Consider the following 20,321-nt stretch of genomic DNA (forward strand, 5'->3'; position numbering starts at 1 on the left):
GCTATATGCATAGCCTTTTATTTTTTAAGCTTGTTTTTTAGCCCAAAGTCCTCGCTCTATGCCTTTAGTAATTAAATCAGTAAGCGCTTTTTCTATGGCTTGTGTTACACAAATACTCATAGGTTCGTTATCACTAAATCCAGCTTCGGCTTCGGCTAAACGTTTGTAACTAACATATCTAAAGAAGCCTGCTCGCATTTCTTGGCTCAATACTTTTTTGCTGGTCGCTACTGATAATAGTACTTGGCCAGTTCTTACATCGACTGCACGCAAATAAATTGAAATTGCATCTTCACGATATAGCTCTGAGGCACCAATCCCAAAGTATTCCATTCCTAATCCGCCAGTTTTTACATTGGTATCGTAGCTAATTATGCCACCTTCTAAAATAATTTTTGCGGTGGTTAATGGCGGAAGCTCGCCCTGATTAGGGTTAGTCGCTTGTGCCGCTCTAATAATTTTTCGCTCAGTCAAAATGTTTTGTAAACCCTCACGTTCAACCGGCGTAAACCAGTCAGACTCATGTAATGCTTGCACTAGAATAGAGTTCGCACCTTGAGTGACGGCCGTTGAAAACGAGCTAACATTAGTTTGTGGTTTATATTGACCGGTTTGATCGCGAAATGAATAAACCGAAACTGGAATGCTACCCGCAGGTTTAGGTAAGCTTTTTAAATCAGAAAAAACATCTGTTGGCTCTAACGTTACCGCACCTTGTTTTGATGGGGGAATTAAATTACCCATAGTAGAGCAACCACTAAGAGAAAGAGCGATTGTTATTATAATTACTTTATACATTATCCAAACCTCGGTACTTCGATAACCACAACCGAGTCATCAATTATATTTGTTATTCTAACCGTGATAGTGTCGGTTGTACTGGTGATTACTTCTATTTGATAATCACCACTCATAAATATTGAATCTTGGTTAAAAACACTGTCTTCAATATTTTCGCCAAAAGCCATGTCGGTGATTTCTCTCACCATCCTATTTAAGTATGTTCGCTCTAATGAGTCCTGAAATTGCTCTGCATACCCTTTTTCGATCACAGGCGCTTTATGCTTATTTTGTGCTTGTGCCTTACTAAGCAGCATATTGGCATTGAGAGGGTTGCCGCCAAAGCTCGGGTTAATAGGGGTGTAAATAATTTCAGTTGCGGAGACTGAAAAGCTTAAAGTCGTTATTATTGTTAATACTATTTTTTTCATTGTTACCATCCATTCAATGCCATGTCAGGACTCGCTGTTTGCATATTCGATCGCGCCATTGCGTCCATTACAGAATGTACTGCTTGCTCTACCCGCTCGTCTAAAGGCTCTAGCTTTCGTCCCAAGTGGGTTGCATAAATTATCTTATTATTCATTATTAATACTAATTTGGTGCCAGCACGGGGTATAACCGTTTCTTTTATTTCTACATTGAAGCCTGCTGTTGAGGGGAATTCGCGCCAATAGTTTGAAAATTCACTATAAAATTGATACCCAAAGCGGCTAATACTTTTGTTTAGAAGTAATCCATCGATTTCTAAATCATCACTGGCATTACTACAAGGAATAAAAAGAGTTAAAAGTATAAAAAAATAGTTATATTTATTATTTTTCATAGTTAAATAAGGGAGAGGGTTACTCTCCCTTTCTCATCAATTACATTTGTGTAATTGTTGCAGTGTTACCATCACCGATTTGCGTGACAGAGAACGTACTGTTAAAGCCAATTACGTTACCTTCAACAGTATTGTAATTACCTGTTTGAGTAACAGAGAATGAAACGTTTTCACCACCTAGTAAAAGCGCTGAATCTCCCGTTCCACCTACCCAGTTTCCCTCACCTTGTTGTGCAATATCAATAGAGTGATTACTGCCCTCTACCATTAAGTCAATAACGTTGATATCACCATTTTGAGCGATATCAATTTGGTTTGCATTACTATCAAGAACACCCGCTAGTGTAACAATGGCTTCGTTTTGGTTACCGACTTGATTAACATCAATATCGTTATCGTTTGATGTAAGTGAGACATCAGGGTATGAAGACTGCACTAAAATTGCGTTTTCATCACCACCTGATTGGCTAAGGTCAACATCATTGCCATTACCATTAAAATTAGCTAAATGAACCGAGCTGGAATTACTAACTTGAGTTACTGTAAATTCATTATTTGATCCAATTACACCCATGTATACTTCATTAGTGTTACCAACTTGCATTGCTGTAAGCTCATTGTTATCGCCCATTAGCTCAGTTGTTGCAAGGTTCTCATCACCAACTTGATTAACTGTTACTTCGTTGAATGAACCGTCAAAAAGACCAGACTCAATAGCATTGTCTGAACCTTCTTGGTCTAGTTTTATTTCATTATCATTGCCAGTAACGGCTGCAAAAGTAATCGTATTGTTATCACCGCTGCTTTGTTCAATAGCTATTTCGTTTGCATCACCAGCTATATCAGTGAATGTAACAATGTTGCGTGAGCCATCTTGGCTAACATCAATTTCATTTTCGTTGCCACGTAATGACTCTATTTTAAATTCATTCCACGTGTCTGTTTGTTCAATTTCAATGATGTTTTCATCACCAGATAAGCTAAGTATTTCAAACTCTTGCCACATACCTGACTGAGATGAAATAATTTCGTTGCCGTTACCTCTCATGTCCATGTTGTAAAACCAATGGCCGCCATCACCTTGTTCTACGTCAATATTATTGTCGCTACCGGTGATAATATTGATTGCTTCATTATTCTGGAATAATCCTTGGCCGAATTGAGAAACATAAACGCCGTTATGATCACCCGTAATACGAGTAATAAAACCATTAGCGATACCATCTTGCGCATAAGTCTGTTGGTTGTTATCACCCGTTGTTTCAACTTCGGCGTAATTACCATTTTGTAATTGAGCTATTTTAACATCGTTATTGTTACCAACTTCAGTAGCTAGTGCAGTATTTCCATCCCCATCTTGAGATACTAATGCTGTATTATCAGAAAATGATTGTTTAACTGTTACGGCATTTTCAATGCTACTTACAGATACTTTAGATGCAAGCTCAGAAGTTGAACCCGCTTTTGATTCTGTATTTGCGTTTGCTGTAAAGCTTGCGCCCATTGCAATTGCAATTGCACAGCTTAAAAGTGATTTATTCAATTTCATTATTATTCTCCTTGAAATGCAAAATTAAACACCTTGGTTGTTTATTAAGTTTTAATAAGGTGTTTGTCGTTACAGCATGCCGTGCTGTTAAATATGTGATTAACTTTTATTCTTAAACGTAAGGTGCGGTTTTAATCATGAATGTAGAATCTAGCTTTCAGTGCTTAAACAGTATGTTTACTGTTATCTACTTCATAACTGCTCAGTCACTGTATTCTTCAATGAACTTATTTTGAATCATCTTTTTTAATGGTATTTAAAGCTGTTTAATTTCAATGGCTTGAAATTGAATTTTGGATTTATATTTATTTCTCACTAAAATCCAATAAAAAATAATGAGTTAATGATATGTTAAAATTAATGAGTTTAGCTCATTAAAATGGATGTTTTTTATGTTTTTATCACTGTATTTCTAGTTAAAAGTAATGATTTTGTACCTTATTTTGTTTTTTTACTTGAGTTAGTCGCTGTTTAACCGTTTTCTTAGCACTTGCCACGTGATTGCTTAAATTCTTATACGTAAATTTTCCACTTAGTACAGCTAAGTTAACTTAATTACGGATAAAACGATGAAAACAAAATTATCTATTATTACACTTGCACTTTTACCTTGTTTAGCTGCGGCTAAATTGCCTGATGTAAACAGTACGACTCAAAAAGTTACTGCGAGTAGTGACTCAATTATTGTTAAATATAAAAAGAATGCTTCGCCGAAAATGCGTAAGCAAGCCCGTTCGTTAGTTAAAGCAAAAATCTCAGATTCTAATAACGATGAAATTGATGATAATTTTACTTCGTTGTTTTCTGGTCGCCTTGCTAAATTCAAAGTATCAGGAATGAGTGCTAAAGAAGCCATTGAGCGCTTAAAATCTCATCAAGCCATTGAGTATGTTGAGCCTGATTATCGTGTGAGTATTGCAAGCATACCAAACGATCCTCGCTTTGAAGATTTATGGGGTTTAAATAACGAAGGCCAAACGGGTGGTACGGTTGATGCAGATATTGATGCACCTGAGGCTTGGTCAATTTCAACTGGTAGCCGTGATATTGTTGTAGGTGTTATTGATACTGGTGTAGATTATAGCCATCCTGATTTAGCTGCGAATGCGTGGGTAAATAGTGGTGAAATAGCTGGAGATGGTATCGATAATGACGGTAACGGTTATATTGATGACGTACACGGTATTAACGCGATTACCGATGCTGGCGACCCAATGGATGACGAAGGCCACGGTACACATGTATCAGGTACAATTGGTGCCAGTGGTAACAATGGTGTTGGTATTGTTGGTGTAAACCATGATGTATCTATTGCAGGTTGTAAGTTTTTAGCTGCAGATGGTACAGGTTCTACATCTGGCGCTATTAAATGTATTGACTACATGGTAGGCCTTAAAAACTCAGGTGTTAATCTTCGTGTATTAAACAATAGCTGGGGCGGTGGTGGTTATAGCCAAGCACTTGCTGATGCGATTACTGCCAGTGAACAAGCTGATATTTTATTTGTAGCTGCTGCTGGTAATGATGCGGTAGATAACGATGTAAATCCTCATTACCCATCTAATTATGAAAATGACAATGTATTATCTATTGCAAGTACAGATAGTCGTGACAATATGTCTGGCTTTTCACAATGGGGTTTAACCAGTGTTGATATGGGCGCGCCAGGTAGTGCTATTTTATCAACCATTCCAGGTGGCGGATATGCAAGCTATTCTGGCACATCAATGGCAACGCCACATGTAGCTGGTGCTGCTGCACTTGTATTGTCAGTAAATCCAGATCTAACATCACTAGAGCTTAAAGAGTTACTTATGTCTAGTGGTGATGCTAATGCGGCATTAAATGGTAAAACGGTTGCAGGTACACGTCTAAATGTTAACCAAGCAGTCATTGATGCTGATCCAACTCCTGGGTTTAAATTATCAGTATCACCTGTTTCTCAACAAGCAACAGTTGGTGATACGGTTACCTATACCTTTACAATTGGTTCAGTTGCACAATGGGATGGTGACGTTTCACTTGCTTTGGCTGCTGATCTTACTGACGCATCACTAAGCGCAACTACAGCTCGTCCAGGTGATGAGGTTGTATTAACGGTAGCAACTAATAGCGATACTCAGTGGGGTAATTATGACTTTACTGTAACTGCTTCAACAGACGAGCAAGTTAAAGAGCAAACAGTAAGCTTAATGCTGCAACCTGCTGGTTTGAACGACTTTACTTACAGTAGTAATGAACGCGTTGAGATTCCTGATAACTCACCTGAAGGTGCAAGCTCTGTTATTACTGTGGCCGATGATTTAACTATCTTTGGTACCACGGCTGATGTAGACATTACGCATACTTGGTCTGGTGACTTAGTGCTTACACTTATTTCAGCACAAGGTACAGAAGTTACTTTACAAAGCAATGAAGGTGGCAGTGACGACGACATTGTGAAGTCATTTACATCAACGGTATTTAATTCTGAGGTAGCGACTGGAGATTGGACACTTAATGTTGAAGATACAGCAGGCGCAGATACGGGTAATATCAATGGTTGGTCACTTACATTTAGTGCTATTGGTGAAGTAAGCCCACAACCACCAGAAGCCGGCTTTAATGTTTCAGCACAAGGTTTAACTGCTACATTTACAGATACAAGCCGTGATGTTAATGATGACATTTCACAGTGGAGCTGGAACTTTGGTGACGGTGCAACTTCAACCGATGCTAATCCTATTCATGCCTACGCTGAGCCAGGTAGTTATGAAGTTGAATTAACTGTAACAGATAGTGAAAACAACTCTGATACATTTACACAAACAGTGATTGTGAGTGACGTTGAAATTGAGTTGACTCTAAAACGCGCTAATAAGTCACGTCTTGATACTATGCGTGTAGAACTAAACTGGGAAGAAGTGGGTGTTGAGTCACTTAGCTTATACCGAAATGGCGAACTAGTAGATACCGTATCAGATAATGGCCGTTACCGTGACTACGTTCGTAACGCAACATTATCAGCGTATGACTATAAGTTATGTGTTTCTGATAACGTATGTTCGAACATTATTACGGTTTCATTTAATTAAGCAAAATATACATTCCTAATGTAAACCAAGCCCAGTTTCACTGGGCTTTTTTATACCCAATTGATAAATGCTATTAATTGAACTTGGTATTTCAATCGTTTTTATAGTAGTTATAAATAACTAGTCTCATATTATTAATTAATCAATTTATATCTATTTTGTTTATTTATTGCACTTTATTTACTTGATATTTACTTTGTTCATGCTAGTTTCATAAATGGAAACTGACAATAGCATTTCTTAACACACTAAGCGGAGGAGCTAATGAGCTCACGGAAAATAATAAATAATGCCCTTAAATTGAGTGTCTTATCACTAAGTGCATTTAGTTTAAATGTATATGCATCAATAGACTGCAGTACATTGACGACATGGGAGTTAGGGCAAACTCATACAGCAGGAAGCCAAGTAAAGGCACAAAATAATGCGTATGAAGCCAAGTGGTGGACACAAGCAAACCCTTTGGAGAATGCCGGTCAATATAAAGAATGGTTACTTTTGGGTGCGTGTGACAGCGCTGTCAATGATAATCAATCGCCTATAATTACTGAGATAACACCTGGGAATGGTTCTTTATTTAACGATAAAGACAACGTTGTCATTTTGGCGCAAGCAACAGATTCAGATGGCTCGGTTGCAGGTGTGGAGTTTTTTATCGACGGTACTTCCATTGCGGTTGATAACACTGCGCCGTTTAGTGTTAACTGGCAAGCAATTGCGGGCGAACATCAAATTAGCGCTCTAGCAACAGACGATGAAGGAGCGATGTCTGCTGAAGTTGTTAATACGATAAGTGTAAGTGATTCAGTGATTGTTGATCCTGTAAACCAAGCACCTGTGGCATCTATTTCATTTAGCACACTACCTGAGCAACTTAATGTTGGGTCACAAGTGGAGTTTACACTTTCAGGTACTGACAGTGATGGTCAAGTAACAGCGCTAAGATTTGCTGAAAATGGGGTAGATATTCACCAATCAAGCTCATCAGCGAGCAGTTTTGCATGGCAAGCAACGGCACTCGGCCAGACAACTTTCACCCTAACGGTGACAGATAACGACGGTGCAACAGCGCAAGTAACAAAAGTATTAACGGTTGTTGATGAAAATACCGGCCCAGTTACGGGCACTGACTGTCGTCCCCAAGGTTTATATCAAACTCCCGGTGTAAACACGCCTTACTGTACGATTTATGACGCAAATGGTCGCGAGATCATGGGCCCAGATCATCCACGCCGTGTAATTGGATACTTTACTAGCTGGCGTAATGGCGCTAATGGTCAACCCAGCTATTTAGTAAACGATATTCCGTGGGATAAAATTACCCATATCAACTATGCCTTTGCCCATGTTGATGCCAACAATAAAGTATCAATTGGCGACCCAGCATCAGTAAATAATCCTGCTACTAATATGGAATGGCCGGGCGTAGTTGGCGCTGAAATGGACCCAGAGTTTAACTACAAAGGCCATTTTAATCTGTTAAACAAATACAAAAAACAACATCCAGATGTAAAAACATTAATATCAGTAGGCGGTTGGGCTGAAACTGGCGGTTATTTTGATGAGGCGGGCCGTGTTGAAAGCGGTGGTTTTTATACTATGACCACTAATGCTGATGGTTCAATCAATCATGCTGGCATTAATGCATTCGCACAAAGTGCTGTTGAATTTATTGAAAAGTATGGTTTTGATGGTGTTGATATTGATTATGAATACCCATCATCAATGAATGATTCAGGTCATCCAGATGACTTTCCTATCTCTAACGCACGCCGTGCAGGGTTGAATGCTTCATATCAAGTGTTAATGAAAAAGGTACGAGAAGAGCTAGACCGTGCAGGTGAAGCCGCTGGGAAGCATTATTTACTCACTATTGCATCGCCTTCGTCGGGTTATTTACTTCGTGGAATGGAAACCTTCCAAGCGGTTCAATACCTCGATTATGTAAATATCATGTCTTATGACTTACATGGCGCATGGAACTCGCACGTAGGTCACAACGCTGCGTTGTTTGACACGGGTCTTGATTCAGAGCTTACGCAGTGGAATGTATATGGTACCAAAGAGTTTGAAGGCATTGGGTATTTAAATACTGATTGGGCCGTGCGTTACTTCCGTGGTGCGATGTCAGCAGGTCGTATTAATATTGGTTTGCCTTATTACACCCGTGGCTTTAAAGATGTATCAGGTGGAACAAACGGTTTATGGGGCCAAGCGGCACTACCAAACCAAGCTGATTGCGCTAAAGGTACTGGCGTAGGTGAGAAAAACAAATGCGGTAATGGTGCACTAGGTATCGATAACCTTTGGCATGATAAGAACGATGCAGGCCAAGAAATGCCAGCAGGTTCAAACCCTTTATGGCATGTTAAAAACCTTGAAAACGGTATTGTTGGTTCGTATTTAGGCGTGTATGGCTTAACACCTGATACCGACGCCGATGACCGCTTAACAGGTACTTACACTCGTCACTATGACAGCGTTGCTGTAGCCCCTTGGTTATGGAACGCAGATAAAAAAGTATTCCTTTCAATGGAAGATGAAGAGTCAATGGCAACAAAAGTTGATTACGTTATCAACAATGGCCTTGGCGGTATTATGTTCTGGGAGCTGGCAGGTGACTTTGACTACGATTCAGCTAAAGGCGAGTACTTCATGGGATCAACGCTTACTTCACTTGCATACGATAAGTTTAATCAAAGCGGTGTTGCCTACGACGTACATGGCGGAAATCCAAACTTTACAGTGCCTGCTGAAGCAATAGATATCACATTTACAGCAAAAGACTTCCCAATTGGCGATGATAATTACCCAATCAGCCCAACGTTTGCATTTACTAATAACTCAAGTCTTGATTTTAGTGGTGCAAAAATCACATTTGATGTGCCGGTATCAACTTCCGCTATTTTTAAATCTAACTGGAATGCACAAGAAAAACTGGGCATGGCAGTAGAAGTAAATGGCTCGAACGCAGCGGGTAATAATATTGGCGGTTTTGAGAACGAGTTCCACCGTTTCTCAATCACACTGAACAATGAATGGGGCGGTCAACCAAAAGACTTTAGCGCTGGTGCAACTGTGAATGCACAAGTGATGTACTACATGCCAATCACTGGGCCTAGCAACTTTACCATTGAAAAAGATGGAAAAACTTATGCATTCAAAGCTGAATACCCAATGCTACCAGATGCAACACCGGGTGATGGCACGGGCAATCCAGATAACGGTGGCGGTGACCCTGTAGGTACGTGTGAAGGAGTTGATATAGCCACGATTCCTGTTTATCCAAACTTCCCTCAAACAGATTGGGCGGGCAACCCAAGTCATGCTGCTGGTGGCGATCTAATGGTGCATAACAACGCAGTTTATAAAGCCAAGTGGTGGACAACCTCTGAGCCGGGTGCAGCATCAGATTGGACCTTAAGTTGTAGCCTGTAATTTACAAAACAATGAGGGGTAGGCCTGAGCTTGCCCCATGTATTGAGTCTAATAAAGGATAAAATAATGGCATCAATTAAATTTAACACGATTACGCTATCTGCAATTACTAGTGGTTTACTACTCAGTACACTAGCACCGCAAGTGCAAGCACATGGTTATATGGATAGCCCTAAAGCGCGCCAAGCAATTTGTCAAGTTGATGGCGGATACTGGTGGCCTGAAGACGGCACAAATATTCCTAACCTTGCGTGTCGAGCCGCATATTTAGAATCGGGCACGGTGCAGTTTGTACAAGCGATTGAATTTTCGGTTAATACTCCTGACTATTTAAATCAAACCGCAGTTGAGGCCAGTGTACCAAACGGCACTTTATGTGCTGGTGGCGATACAGCCAAACGGGGTATGGATTTACCATCACCACATTGGCAGCGCAGTGATGTAGTACCCAATGCCAATGATGATATTCAAATACGTTACCTTGCATCAACCCCGCACAACCCAAGCTTTTGGCAGTTTTACATTACCAAGCCAAGCTTCAATAGCGCAACTGACGTACTAACTTGGCAAGACCTGCAGCTAGTGCAAGAGCACGACAACATTGAGGTCGTTAAAGACCCCGATGGTAAACGCTACTACGAAATGAATGTTGCAATTCCGCAAGACCGCAGTGGCGAAGCCATTTTATATAGTCGTTGGCAACGTAATGATGTGGTCGGTGAAGGTTTTTATAACTGTAGCGACATCAACATAGTAAATGACGCAGGCCCGACAGATCCAAATTCGTGGACTAGCGTCGGTTATTTTGTTCGCCAAGGGCAAAACGTCATTGCAGGGGACACCGTATGGGCGCGGTTATTTGACGAAACAGGCCAAGAGGTAATCAACCAACAGCTTAAAATCAATGCCGACAATCAAGCAAATTGGCAACAAGCATTGGCTGAACAGCTTAACCTTGATTACGCGCATTTAGTGCAAATTGGGGTGCAAAACCAAGCGGGCGACATTACGTTTGATGCAACCGACGTACTCATAAACCAAGTGTACAGCAGTGATGCAAATTATACCTATGCCTTGAGTGTGCAAGGTGCGCCAACAAACACCGCCCCCATTGTACATACCCCAGATAACTTAGTAGTTGATGAAAACACCACAACAGCAATTCATCTGCATGCCTTTGATGATGAGCAAAGTGAGCTAACTTACAGCTGGACAGTACCTACATCTCTAAGCTTTACAGGCTCTGGTGCCAATATCAACTTAACCACTGCAGAGGTGTCAGCAAACACCGATTACACCATTGCAGTATCTGTATCGGATGGTCAATTAAGTACCCAAACCAGTTTTAGTGTCACGGTTAACGATGTATCTGTGGTCGATCCGGTTGACCCAACAGTACCTGAATGGGAAAGCACTCAGACCTATCAAGCCAGCGATAAAGCCCGTTTTGCTAACGTTATTTACACCGCTAAATGGTGGAACAAAGGCCAACAACCAGATACCTCAGCGGCATGGGAATCAGACTCGAAAGCTAACACAGCAGCTACTTGGAATACCAGCAAAGCTTACCAAGCAGGCGCAGAAGTAACGCATCAAGGACAGCGCTATCGCGCTAAATGGTGGACTCAGGGCGATACGCCAGGGCAAGCCAATGTATGGACCAAACTTTAATAAAGCCTAAGTTTTGCAGTTCAAACTTATTAAATAATTACATAAATAATGGATAAGAGAGACCTATGAATATCAAACAACTAAGCGCAGCCATCGGTGTTGCTTTATTTGCAAGTACAGCATCTGCTGCACCGTCTACACCAAGCATTAATTGGGAACCACAGCAATATTCGTTTGTTGAGGTAGATCTTGAGGGAAACGGCTCTTATAAGCAGCTAGTTACCCGTGTTGAACAAGTTAATATCAACATTCAGTGGAGTGCATGGAGTGGTGATGGTGGCGATAGCTACAAAGTATATTTTGATGACATGCTAGTGAATGAAGGCACGCTTGCTGCTGGTTCTAAAAGTGGCACTATTTCATTCCCTTATGATAAAGCGGGCCGCCATACAATGTATGTTGAGCTATGTGAAGGTGGCACGACCTGTGCGCGTAGTGCAGGCAAACCTATTGTAATTGCTGATACTGACGGTGGCCACTTAGCGCCATTGCCGATGGATGTAGATCCAAATAACCGTGACATTGGTATCAAACAAGGTTTAGTTACAGGCGCTTACTTTGTTGAGTGGGGAATTTATGGCCGTGATTATGATGTAACGAATATGCCAGCACAAAATCTGAGTCATATTTTGTATGGCTTTATTCCAATTTGTGGTGAGAACGCATCGTTATCGGGTGGTCCTAAACGTGCACTTGAAACCGCTTGTGCCGGCTCTGCAGATTACGAAGTGGTTATTCACGACCCATGGGCAGCTGTACAAAAAGCACTGCCAGGGGTTGATGCAAAAGACCCTATCCGTGGTACTTACTCTCAGCTAATGGCGCTTAAACAGCGTTACCCAGATATTAAAATTTTACCATCTGTAGGTGGTTGGACGTTATCAGACCCATTCGGTGGCTTTACCAATAAAGCTAACCGCGACACCTTTGTTGCCTCAATGGAAGAGTTTTTAAGAACATGGAAATTCTACGATGGTGTAGATATTGACTGGGAATTCCCAGGTGGTGACGGCCCCAACCCTGATATCGGCGATCCAATCAACGATGGCCCAGCCTATGTTGCTTTAATGCAAGAGCTACGCGCTATGCTTGATAAACTTGAAGCAGAAACGGGTCGTACTTATGAGTTAACCTCAGCCATTGGTGCAGGTTACGATAAAATTGAAGATGTAGACTACCAAGCCGCAAGCCAATACATGGATTATATTTTTGCCATGACCTATGACTTTTATGGCGCATGGAGTAACGTAACCGGTCACCAAACAGCACTTTACTGTGGTGAACACATGAGTGTTGGCCAATGTAACGGTACCGGGCTTGATGATAATGGTGAACCTCGTAAAGGCCCTGCTTATACCACCGATAATGCAGTGCAGCTGTTACTTGCGCAAAATGTACCATCGAAAAAAATCGTCGTGGGCGCAGCCATGTATGGCCGTGGTTGGGAAGGTGTTTACCCGCAAAATGCAGCGATTGATGGTAACCCAATGACCGCCCCTGGTAATGGCCCGTTAAAAGGCTCTACGGCACAAGGCGTATGGGAAGATGGGGTTATTGATTACAAGGGCGTTAAAGCCAATATGATTGGTGCTGCGGGCACAGGTATTAATGGTTTTGAAGTGGGTTATGATGAGCAAGCACAAGCCGCTTATGTATGGAATCGTTCAACCGGTAAACTAATTACTTATGATAGCCGTAAGTCAGTATTGGCTAAGGGAGCGTATGTTAATCAGTATAATTTAGGTGGTTTATTTGCATGGGAAATAGATGCGGATAATGGTGATATTCTTAATGCTATGCATGATGGTTTAGGAGGAGTAGTTGCTCCGCCAACAAATAAAAAGCCAGTTGTTTCAGTATCTGCATCTGTATCTGTTAATTCAGGCGAGAGTATTACAGTAACAGCTTCTGCAACTGATGCAGATAACGATCTACTTAGCTTTAGCTGGAATGCTGATAGCGCACTGGTGGTAGCTGCTGGACAAAATAGCGCATCATTAGTCATTACAGCGCCAACAGTGACTGCAGATACGCAGTATATGGCAACCGTTGCGGTATCAGATGGTAAAGCAACCGTTAATCGTGATGTTGTTGTTAATGTTATTGCGCCAACATCAGGGGGTGAAAACACAGCACCGAGCGTTGATGCTATCGCTAATATCAGCATTGAAGAGGGTGCATCAGCAAGTGTAGCTGTAGTGGCTGATGATGCTCAAAACGACACCCTTACGTATTCGTGGACAGTACCTGCTGGTTTAACGTTAGTGGGTAGCGGTTCAAATATAAGTCTTGAGGCAGGCGCTGTAGATACCGATACAGATTTTACCGTGTCTGTTGCAGTTAGTGATGGTGCATTAACCACAACGCAAAGCTTTAGCGTAACAGTTACAAACGTTGATACTACAAATCCACCTACAGGAAGCTGGGATGCGAGTGTTGCATACGTTGGTGGTGATGTTGTTACTTATAACGGCGTTGAATATAAAGCAAAGTGGTGGACTCAAGGCGAGCGTCCTGATTTAGGTGGTGTATGGGAAGCAACAACACAACCTACAGATGGTACGGGTGTCGCAGTTTGGCAGCCAACGGCTATTTATAACAGTGGTGATGAAGTTTCTTATCAAGGTAATAAGTACCAAGCTAAATGGTGGACTCAAGGGAACGAACCTGGCTCAACCGATGTATGGTTAGTACTTTAATTTTAACCTGAGAATTTGGGTTTAAAAAAACCATGTAAATTAAAAAAGCAGCTTTCGAGCTGCTTTTTTTGTTAACGACTATTACGAGGAATTAAAATAACGCTTTAGCGCTAATTATTAAACCGTTTACATCAGCATATACCCAATCACCAGTATTAATTGTGGTGTTTAACATATTAACCGGGTGATCTTTAGCACCTAAACCGCGCTTAGTGGTGCAGCGTGGAGTTGCGCCTAGCGCCATCACAGGTAAATCAAGTGTGGCAAGAATTTCAATATCGCGACAGCAACCATTAATAATTATGCCCTGCCAGTCATTTTTTAGTGCGCGCTCTGCAATCATATCGCCAATAAAGGCAAAACGTTTACTGGCAAAACCATCAACAATCAATACTTTTCCCTCACCGTTTTCATGCAGTATGTTACCAGCAAACGAGTTGTCGTCAGGGCAGGTGACGGTCACTACTTGACCATAAAAGTGAGTTTTATTACCAAAGTGTTGCAAGCCACTGTCAGCAACTTGCACATGGTCGCGATGTTCATCGTATAAATCGGGCGTAGTAAACGGTGTCATTGAGGGCATCCTTGTTTTTTGGCAAAGCCATGTACGGCAAAGGCAGTAAATTTAAAGTAGTAATAATGTTTATCGTAGGCTAATTAATCACTCAGGTGTAGCTATTGTTGCAAATTGGCGTATAGATTTTTGTCGCAATATAAGTACTTTTAGCGCTTTCCCTTTGTTTTTATGAGTAACGAATACTGTTAATTAGTTTTATTTTTTCGAATAAAATTGATTTTGTGGACGCATTAGCCAAACGTCTCATTGTTGGCTACTTTTTCATATGCTACGTTCAATTGTTATTTAAAAAGTGGGGCGCAAAATAGCGTCCTATAAACACATACAAAAAGAGAAGCGTGCTTTATGATCATCTTTTTTATTTGCCTGACTATTTTAATATTAGGCTATAAGTTTTATAGCCCGTTTGTTGCAAAACAAGCGGGTTTAGATTCAACCGTAGACACTCCGCAAAAGCGCTTTAGCGAAGGTGTTGACTACGTTGCTATTCACCCTGTTCGTGCATTTCTAATTCAGTTTTTGAATATTGCAGGAGTAGGCCCCATATTTGGTCCTATTTTGGGTGCATTATATGGCCCCGTAGCGCTGGTTTGGATTGTACTGGGTAACGTTTTAGGCGGAGCAGTACATGACTTCTTTTCTGGCGTTATGAGCATTAAAGAAGACGGTAAAAGTTTACCTGAAATTGCAGGCCATTATTACAACGTTGTTTTTAAAGGCTTTATGCTTATATTTACCGCTATGTTGTTATTTTTTGTTGGCGTAGTATTTATTATGAGCCCTGCGGGGTTATTGAGTAACTTAGATGCATTTGAAGGCACCATTTTTGCTAGCAATACATTTTGGGTTCTGGCTATTTTAGCTTATTACTTTTTAGCCACGTTATTACCAATCGATAAAATCATCACTAAGTTTTACCCTATTTTTGGCTTGTTAATGATTGTAATGACAGTAGCTATTGCGGTATCACTGTTAATTAATGCACCGCATTTACCTGTGGCTGGCGACTTTTTAGCATACTTTGAGGCCGATCATGCTCACGACTTTTTAGCACCAAATCCTGACGGACTGCCCACTTGGCCGTTGCTATTTATCACCATTACCTGTGGTGCTATTAGTGGTTTCCACTCTACGCAAGCACCTATTATTGCCCGTTGTTTAACTAACGAAAAATATGTACGCCCAGTTTATTACGGCGCGATGATGTGTGAAGGTATTGTGGGTTGTGTTTGGGCACTTGCTGGTATTGCTGCCTTCCCAGAAGGGTACGCGGGTTTAAAATCAATGCTTGATTTAGGCGGGCCAGGCTTAGTGGTTAACCATATTGCAAATAGCTACTTAGGTGTATTTGGCGGTATTATGGCTATTATTGCTGTTGCTGTTTTCCCTATTACTTCAGGTGATACGGCGTTCCGTTCACTGCGCTTAACGGTGGTTGATGCGTTTAGTATTCCGCAAAGTTTACGTAATCGTTTGTTGTTAGCACTGCCAATTTTAACCATTGCTTACTTTATGACTAAGCTCGACTTCTCTGTTATTTGGCGCTATTTTGCCTTTTCAAATATGCTGCTTTCTACCAGTGTGTTGTGGCTTGCGACCAAGTACCTATTTGACCGTGGTACATTCCATTGGATCACTAGTATACCCGCCGTGATCGCAACCGCAGTGACCTTATCTTACATTATGACAGCGGCAATTGGGTTAAACTTATCAAGTGACTTAGGTAAGCCTATTGGTGTAGTGGTGGCGATAATAGGCTTTATTGCATTAGCTTTTGTGCATTCAAAACATAAAGTGCATCCAGCTTAAAACTACATAGTTATTAATGTAAAAAGCGAGCTTTATTGAAGCTCGCTTTTTTATATAAGCATTTAAAAAGTGGCTTGTTCGAAGTAGCTAATATCATCTAAGGTTTTACTAATAATCATTGCACCCTCTAATAAGCTCACTGTTTGTATTGCCGCGCGAGCAGGGTTTTCTTCCCCATTCGTAGCGTGTGCTTGAGTTAACCAGTCTAAGTTTTTATTAAAAAACCGCTGAACTTCAACGCGAACTTTATCGGGGAGGCTGTCGCTTTCTGCACCGAGTAAGCCACATAAACACATTTTTTTGTCTATCACGAGTGCATTTCTAAACAACTGAGTGTAAATATCGATAGGATTTTTACCGTTTGCTTTATGTACATCCGGATCACCCAGCACCGATATAAAGGCATCAGTGTATTGATGCGCAAGTTCAGCCCCTAAATCAGCTTTGGTTGGAAAGTGATAATGTACACTGGCACTTTTTATACCAATTTCACTAGCAAGTTCTCTAAAGCTAAAGTTGCTATATCCACCCAGTCGCACTTTATTTTCTGCGGCTTGAAGCAGGGCTGCTTTTTTACTCATTTTGATATTCCCTTGCTGTTAAATGAAAAAATTATCAACCAGTAGATAGTTATTTTCAAGCTCTTTTATTTTTAGTTTGCAAACATTTAGCGCTTGCTATAAATTACCTATCAGTAGGTAGGTTGTGTTTGCCAATATTAACTTAGGGTCTGTTGACCTTTCAAGGTTAAATTTGCAGCAGTCTGTTTGGCATTTAGGCAAGGCAGCGCCTATGTGGTGTGGTTGTTCCCCATAAATAGGCGATAACGCAGCATCAATACCAAACAGGCGCTGCCCGAAGGGTTCTGCCTAAGGGCGATTTACTCTTTGTTGCTCGGTTTTTACTTAGCCCACTAGGTTACAAATCTCGCGCCGCGATTAAACCGCCCCTAGTTTGAACAAATTATAATCCGCAAAGGTCAACAGACCCTAGGTTGTTGTTAAAAATATAAGAGATAATTATGAAAATATATGACGTAGAAAATTTCCCTAACCCATTACGGGTTCGTATTGCACTTGCTGAAAAAAATGCGACTGATAAAGTAGAGTTTGTTGCTGTTGATTTATTAAATGGGGAGCACCGCAGTGAGGCTTTCTTAGCAAAGAATCCGCTGGCAGGTGTACCTGTACTAGAGCTTGATGATGGTACTTTTATTGCCGAGTGTACTGCGATTACACAATACATTGATACCGCTTTTGCAGGCCCTTCATTAACTGGTGTTGAGGCAAAAGAACGCGCAGTAATTAATATGATGCAAAAACGTGCTGAGTCGATGGTACTTGATGCAATTGCCACTTATTTTCATCATGCTACTGATGGATTAGGACCTGAACTTGAAACCTATCAAAATGTTTCATGGGGTGAAAAGCAAGCTGAAAAAGCACAGCAAGGCTTGCTTTATTTTAATAGCGTATTAGCAAACTCAACTTATGTGGCAGGTGAACAATTTAGTGTTGCAGATATTACCTTATACGCAGGACTCGTGTTTGCAGGCTTTGCACAAATTGCTATTCCTACAGAACTCACGCACTTAATTGCATGGCAAAAAAAGGTCGCTCAGCGCCCAAGCATTGCTGCTATAAATTAATAATTTGGAGTCAAATATGAAAATTGCTGCCGACTTTAGTCAACGTGTGGTGGTGCATAGTGAGTCACTTGAATGGATAGCTTCGCCCATGCCAGGTGTTGATAGACGTCCACTTGACAGAGTGGGCGACGAAGTTGCTCGTGCCACTAGTATTGTACGCTATGCGCCAAACAGCCACTTTAGCTCACATACTCATACTGGGGGCGAGGAGTTTTTAGTGCTCGATGGGGTATTTCAAGATGAGCATGGTGATTTCCCAGAAGGTGCCTATATTCGTAATCCTCCGCAATCAAAACATACCCCAGGCTCGAAAGATGGTTGCATTATATTTGTAAAACTATGGCAGTTTCAGCCAGAAGATCGCCAGCACGTTCGTATTCACACACAGCATATGCAAGGGCAGAAAAATCCCGAATTTAATGACCTAAATGCCATTTTGTTATATCAAGATGCATATGAAACAGTGAGTATTGTGCAGTTTAATGCCAATCAATCTTTAGCGCTCACGGTAAGTGGTGGCGCTGAGTTGTTGGTTTTGGATGGCACTTTACAAGAGCATAACGACACACTTGAAAAACACAGTTGGCTTAGAGTGCCTGTTAATAGTGAAATTAACGCCACAGCGGGTAACAATGGCGCAAGAGTATGGATAAAGACCGGCTATTTAAATGATGTAGAAAACCAAGTTAATCGATTAGAGAGGCATAATTAGCCCAAAGGATAAATCAGCATTAACTGGCTGTTTTTTGATCTGCTTCATGTGATGATTTTTAACTGTTGCCTATAATCAAAGCTCTTTTCATTCAAGGGTTGAGTTATGGTTAATTTAACGCATGGTTTATCGATTGGTATTGAGCGCTCAGGCAGTGAGTTTTTCTTAACACTTAAGGCAATTGGTACCTTAACTCACAAAGATTATGAAGTGATCACCCCAATGATCGATTCAGCGCTAGGCGAAGTTAAGCATCCTATTGTTAATGTATTGATAGATGGCACTGAGTTAGATGGTTGGGAGCTTCGTGCTGCTTGGGACGATTTAAAACTTGGCTTGAAACACAACAAAGAATTTAAAAAAATAGCGATTTACGGTAATAAAGAGTGGCAATCAACCATAGCTAAGTTAGGTAGTTGGTTTATGTCGGGTGAAATACAATACTTTGAAAATGCCACTACCGCTCTAGAGTGGTTAAAAACCAATAATTTAGAGGCTTAATAAAAAAGGCCAACAGTGGCCTTTTTTGTAAGTACCTTAGTTTATTTTGACAGTGTTTGCTGCGTGGGTAGCGCAGGAAAAGCGCCTTTAGCTAAACATGCTTTTGAGCCACAGCGAAGACCAAAGTGAAGCGCTTGTTTTACTATTGACTCATCATTTAACTTATCGGCAAGTGGCATTACACTATCGCTGTGGTTTAGGTAATACAGTACGCCAGCAATAAAAGCATCACCGGCGCTGGTGGTATCTACAGCGGTAATTGTTGGGGCTGCTTCACTGAGTGTAAAAGCGCTATGGTAAACAGTCGCTGGTGCTGGACCATCGGTTAAAAATACCAGCGTGACGCCTAAATCAAGCAGGGATTTTAAGTAGATATCAGCTGATTGTTGGCGTTGCGTTGCTAAAAAGTTTAACTCATCACGTGAGAGCTTAACAATATCGCAATAGGCGTAGCATGCATGCACGTTTTGCTCAATGTCATTGCTATTTTGCCATAAACTGTAGCGTAAATTTACATCAAAGCTAACTATTTTTTGGTTGTTTTTAGCCAGCTTTAAAGCGTACTCAGTGGTTTGTGCAATTGCCGAATTAGTAAGGGTGTTTGAACAAAAGTGTAGGGTACTCAATTCATCCCAATTAATACGATTTAAATGCTCACTCGTTAACAGTAAATCGGCTGTTTGATGACGATAAAAGTTAAAGCTGCGTTCGCCGCTTTCATCTAAGCTGACAATAACCATAGCCGTTTGCGCGCCTTCTATGGTAAATAAATACTCAGTACCTACGTTATATTGCTCAAGCGCATTAGTTAATTGTTTAGCAAAATAGTCATCTCCCATACCGCCACAAAACGCAGCCTTGCCGCCGAGTTTTGCGTAACCTACTGCCACATTAGCTGGAGCACCTCCTGCAATGGGTAAATAAGCACTGTTTTGAGAGTCTTGAGGCAGCATATCAATAAGCAGCTCACCAAGGCTAAGTAATTTGGTCATAGTGTAAATCCTAAAAAACCTAGCATGGCTAGGTCAAAATTCGAG

15 protein-coding genes are annotated in these 20,321 nt (G+C 41.0%); 8 read left to right on the forward strand and 7 right to left on the reverse strand.

Annotated elements, in window-relative coordinates:
- Positions 1-24: 24 nt before the first annotated feature.
- Genes AC0L7Q_RS18665 through AC0L7Q_RS18680 form a run of 4 tightly spaced genes read right to left on the reverse strand, consistent with a single transcriptional unit; the run spans position 25 to position 3,155 of the window.
- Positions 25-798 carry a CsgG/HfaB family protein gene (locus tag AC0L7Q_RS18665; RefSeq protein WP_413402967.1) on the reverse strand — a complete coding sequence of 258 codons (774 nt, stop codon included), beginning with the start codon at positions 796-798 and terminating at the stop codon, positions 25-27.
- The gene (locus AC0L7Q_RS18670) at positions 798-1,220 is read right to left on the reverse strand and encodes a curli assembly protein CsgF (protein WP_138605903.1); all 423 of its coding nucleotides are present in this window, start codon (positions 1,218-1,220) and stop codon (positions 798-800) included. Before AC0L7Q_RS18670 ends, AC0L7Q_RS18665 begins: the two co-directional genes overlap by 1 nt.
- Complete coding sequence (locus AC0L7Q_RS18675; RefSeq protein WP_178956929.1) at positions 1,214-1,606, reverse strand: curli production assembly/transport protein CsgE; 393 nt, start codon at positions 1,604-1,606, stop codon at positions 1,214-1,216. Before AC0L7Q_RS18675 ends, AC0L7Q_RS18670 begins: the two co-directional genes overlap by 7 nt.
- A gap of 40 nt (positions 1,607-1,646) precedes the next feature.
- Positions 1,647-3,155, reverse strand: coding sequence for a curlin (locus AC0L7Q_RS18680; RefSeq protein ID WP_413402970.1), 1,509 nt, complete (start codon positions 3,153-3,155; stop codon positions 1,647-1,649).
- Positions 3,156-3,724: 569 nt separating this feature from the next.
- On the opposite strand from AC0L7Q_RS18680, the gene AC0L7Q_RS18685 reads away from it, so the two are divergent.
- The 4 genes from AC0L7Q_RS18685 to AC0L7Q_RS18700 all read left to right on the forward strand — a co-directional run bounded on the left by AC0L7Q_RS18685 (position 3,725) and on the right by AC0L7Q_RS18700 (position 14,037).
- Positions 3,725-6,229 carry a S8 family serine peptidase gene (locus AC0L7Q_RS18685; protein WP_413402972.1) on the forward strand — a complete coding sequence of 835 codons (2,505 nt, stop codon included), beginning with the start codon at positions 3,725-3,727 and terminating at the stop codon, positions 6,227-6,229.
- A 264-nt stretch (positions 6,230-6,493) separates the two neighbouring features.
- Entirely contained in the window at positions 6,494-9,667 is a 3,174-nt protein-coding gene (locus AC0L7Q_RS18690; protein WP_409425696.1) for a glycosyl hydrolase family 18 protein, read from the forward strand.
- A gap of 66 nt (positions 9,668-9,733) precedes the next feature.
- Positions 9,734-11,338 carry a lytic polysaccharide monooxygenase gene (locus AC0L7Q_RS18695; RefSeq protein ID WP_409425697.1) on the forward strand — a complete coding sequence of 535 codons (1,605 nt, stop codon included), beginning with the start codon at positions 9,734-9,736 and terminating at the stop codon, positions 11,336-11,338.
- 65 nt (positions 11,339-11,403) lie between these two features.
- On the forward strand, positions 11,404-14,037 hold the full coding sequence (locus AC0L7Q_RS18700) for a glycosyl hydrolase family 18 protein (RefSeq protein WP_409425698.1): 2,634 nt from the start codon (positions 11,404-11,406) through the stop codon (positions 14,035-14,037).
- Positions 14,038-14,128: 91 nt separating this feature from the next.
- Here the strand turns inward: AC0L7Q_RS18700 and AC0L7Q_RS18705 are convergent, their stop codons facing one another.
- Complete coding sequence (locus tag AC0L7Q_RS18705; protein WP_409425699.1) at positions 14,129-14,611, reverse strand: putative 4-hydroxy-4-methyl-2-oxoglutarate aldolase; 483 nt, start codon at positions 14,609-14,611, stop codon at positions 14,129-14,131.
- 348 nt (positions 14,612-14,959) lie between these two features.
- Here AC0L7Q_RS18705 and AC0L7Q_RS18710 point away from each other — a divergent pair, with 348 nt between their 5' ends.
- Positions 14,960-16,423, forward strand: a complete 1,464-nt coding sequence (locus tag AC0L7Q_RS18710) for a carbon starvation CstA family protein (protein WP_413402975.1) — start codon at positions 14,960-14,962, stop codon at positions 16,421-16,423.
- 62 nt (positions 16,424-16,485) lie between these two features.
- Here the strand turns inward: AC0L7Q_RS18710 and AC0L7Q_RS18715 are convergent, their stop codons facing one another.
- Positions 16,486-17,004 (reverse strand): TetR/AcrR family transcriptional regulator, encoded by a 519-nt coding sequence (locus AC0L7Q_RS18715; protein WP_409425701.1) that lies wholly within the window; start codon positions 17,002-17,004, stop codon positions 16,486-16,488.
- A gap of 440 nt (positions 17,005-17,444) precedes the next feature.
- Here AC0L7Q_RS18715 and AC0L7Q_RS18720 point away from each other — a divergent pair, with 440 nt between their 5' ends.
- From AC0L7Q_RS18720 to AC0L7Q_RS18730, 3 genes are all read left to right on the forward strand, one after another.
- Positions 17,445-18,071 (forward strand): glutathione S-transferase family protein, encoded by a 627-nt coding sequence (locus tag AC0L7Q_RS18720; protein WP_413402977.1) that lies wholly within the window; start codon positions 17,445-17,447, stop codon positions 18,069-18,071.
- A gap of 16 nt (positions 18,072-18,087) precedes the next feature.
- Entirely contained in the window at positions 18,088-18,783 is a 696-nt protein-coding gene (locus tag AC0L7Q_RS18725; RefSeq protein WP_409425703.1) for a cupin domain-containing protein, read from the forward strand.
- 105 nt (positions 18,784-18,888) lie between these two features.
- Complete coding sequence (locus AC0L7Q_RS18730; RefSeq protein ID WP_409425704.1) at positions 18,889-19,284, forward strand: SpoIIAA family protein; 396 nt, start codon at positions 18,889-18,891, stop codon at positions 19,282-19,284.
- Positions 19,285-19,325: 41 nt separating this feature from the next.
- On the opposite strand, the gene AC0L7Q_RS18735 is transcribed toward AC0L7Q_RS18730, so the two are convergent.
- Entirely contained in the window at positions 19,326-20,276 is a 951-nt protein-coding gene (locus AC0L7Q_RS18735; protein ID WP_409425705.1) for a carbohydrate kinase family protein, read from the reverse strand.
- Positions 20,277-20,321 lie beyond the last annotated feature (45 nt).

Source organism: Pseudoalteromonas sp. KJ63-1 (assembly GCF_055808145.1).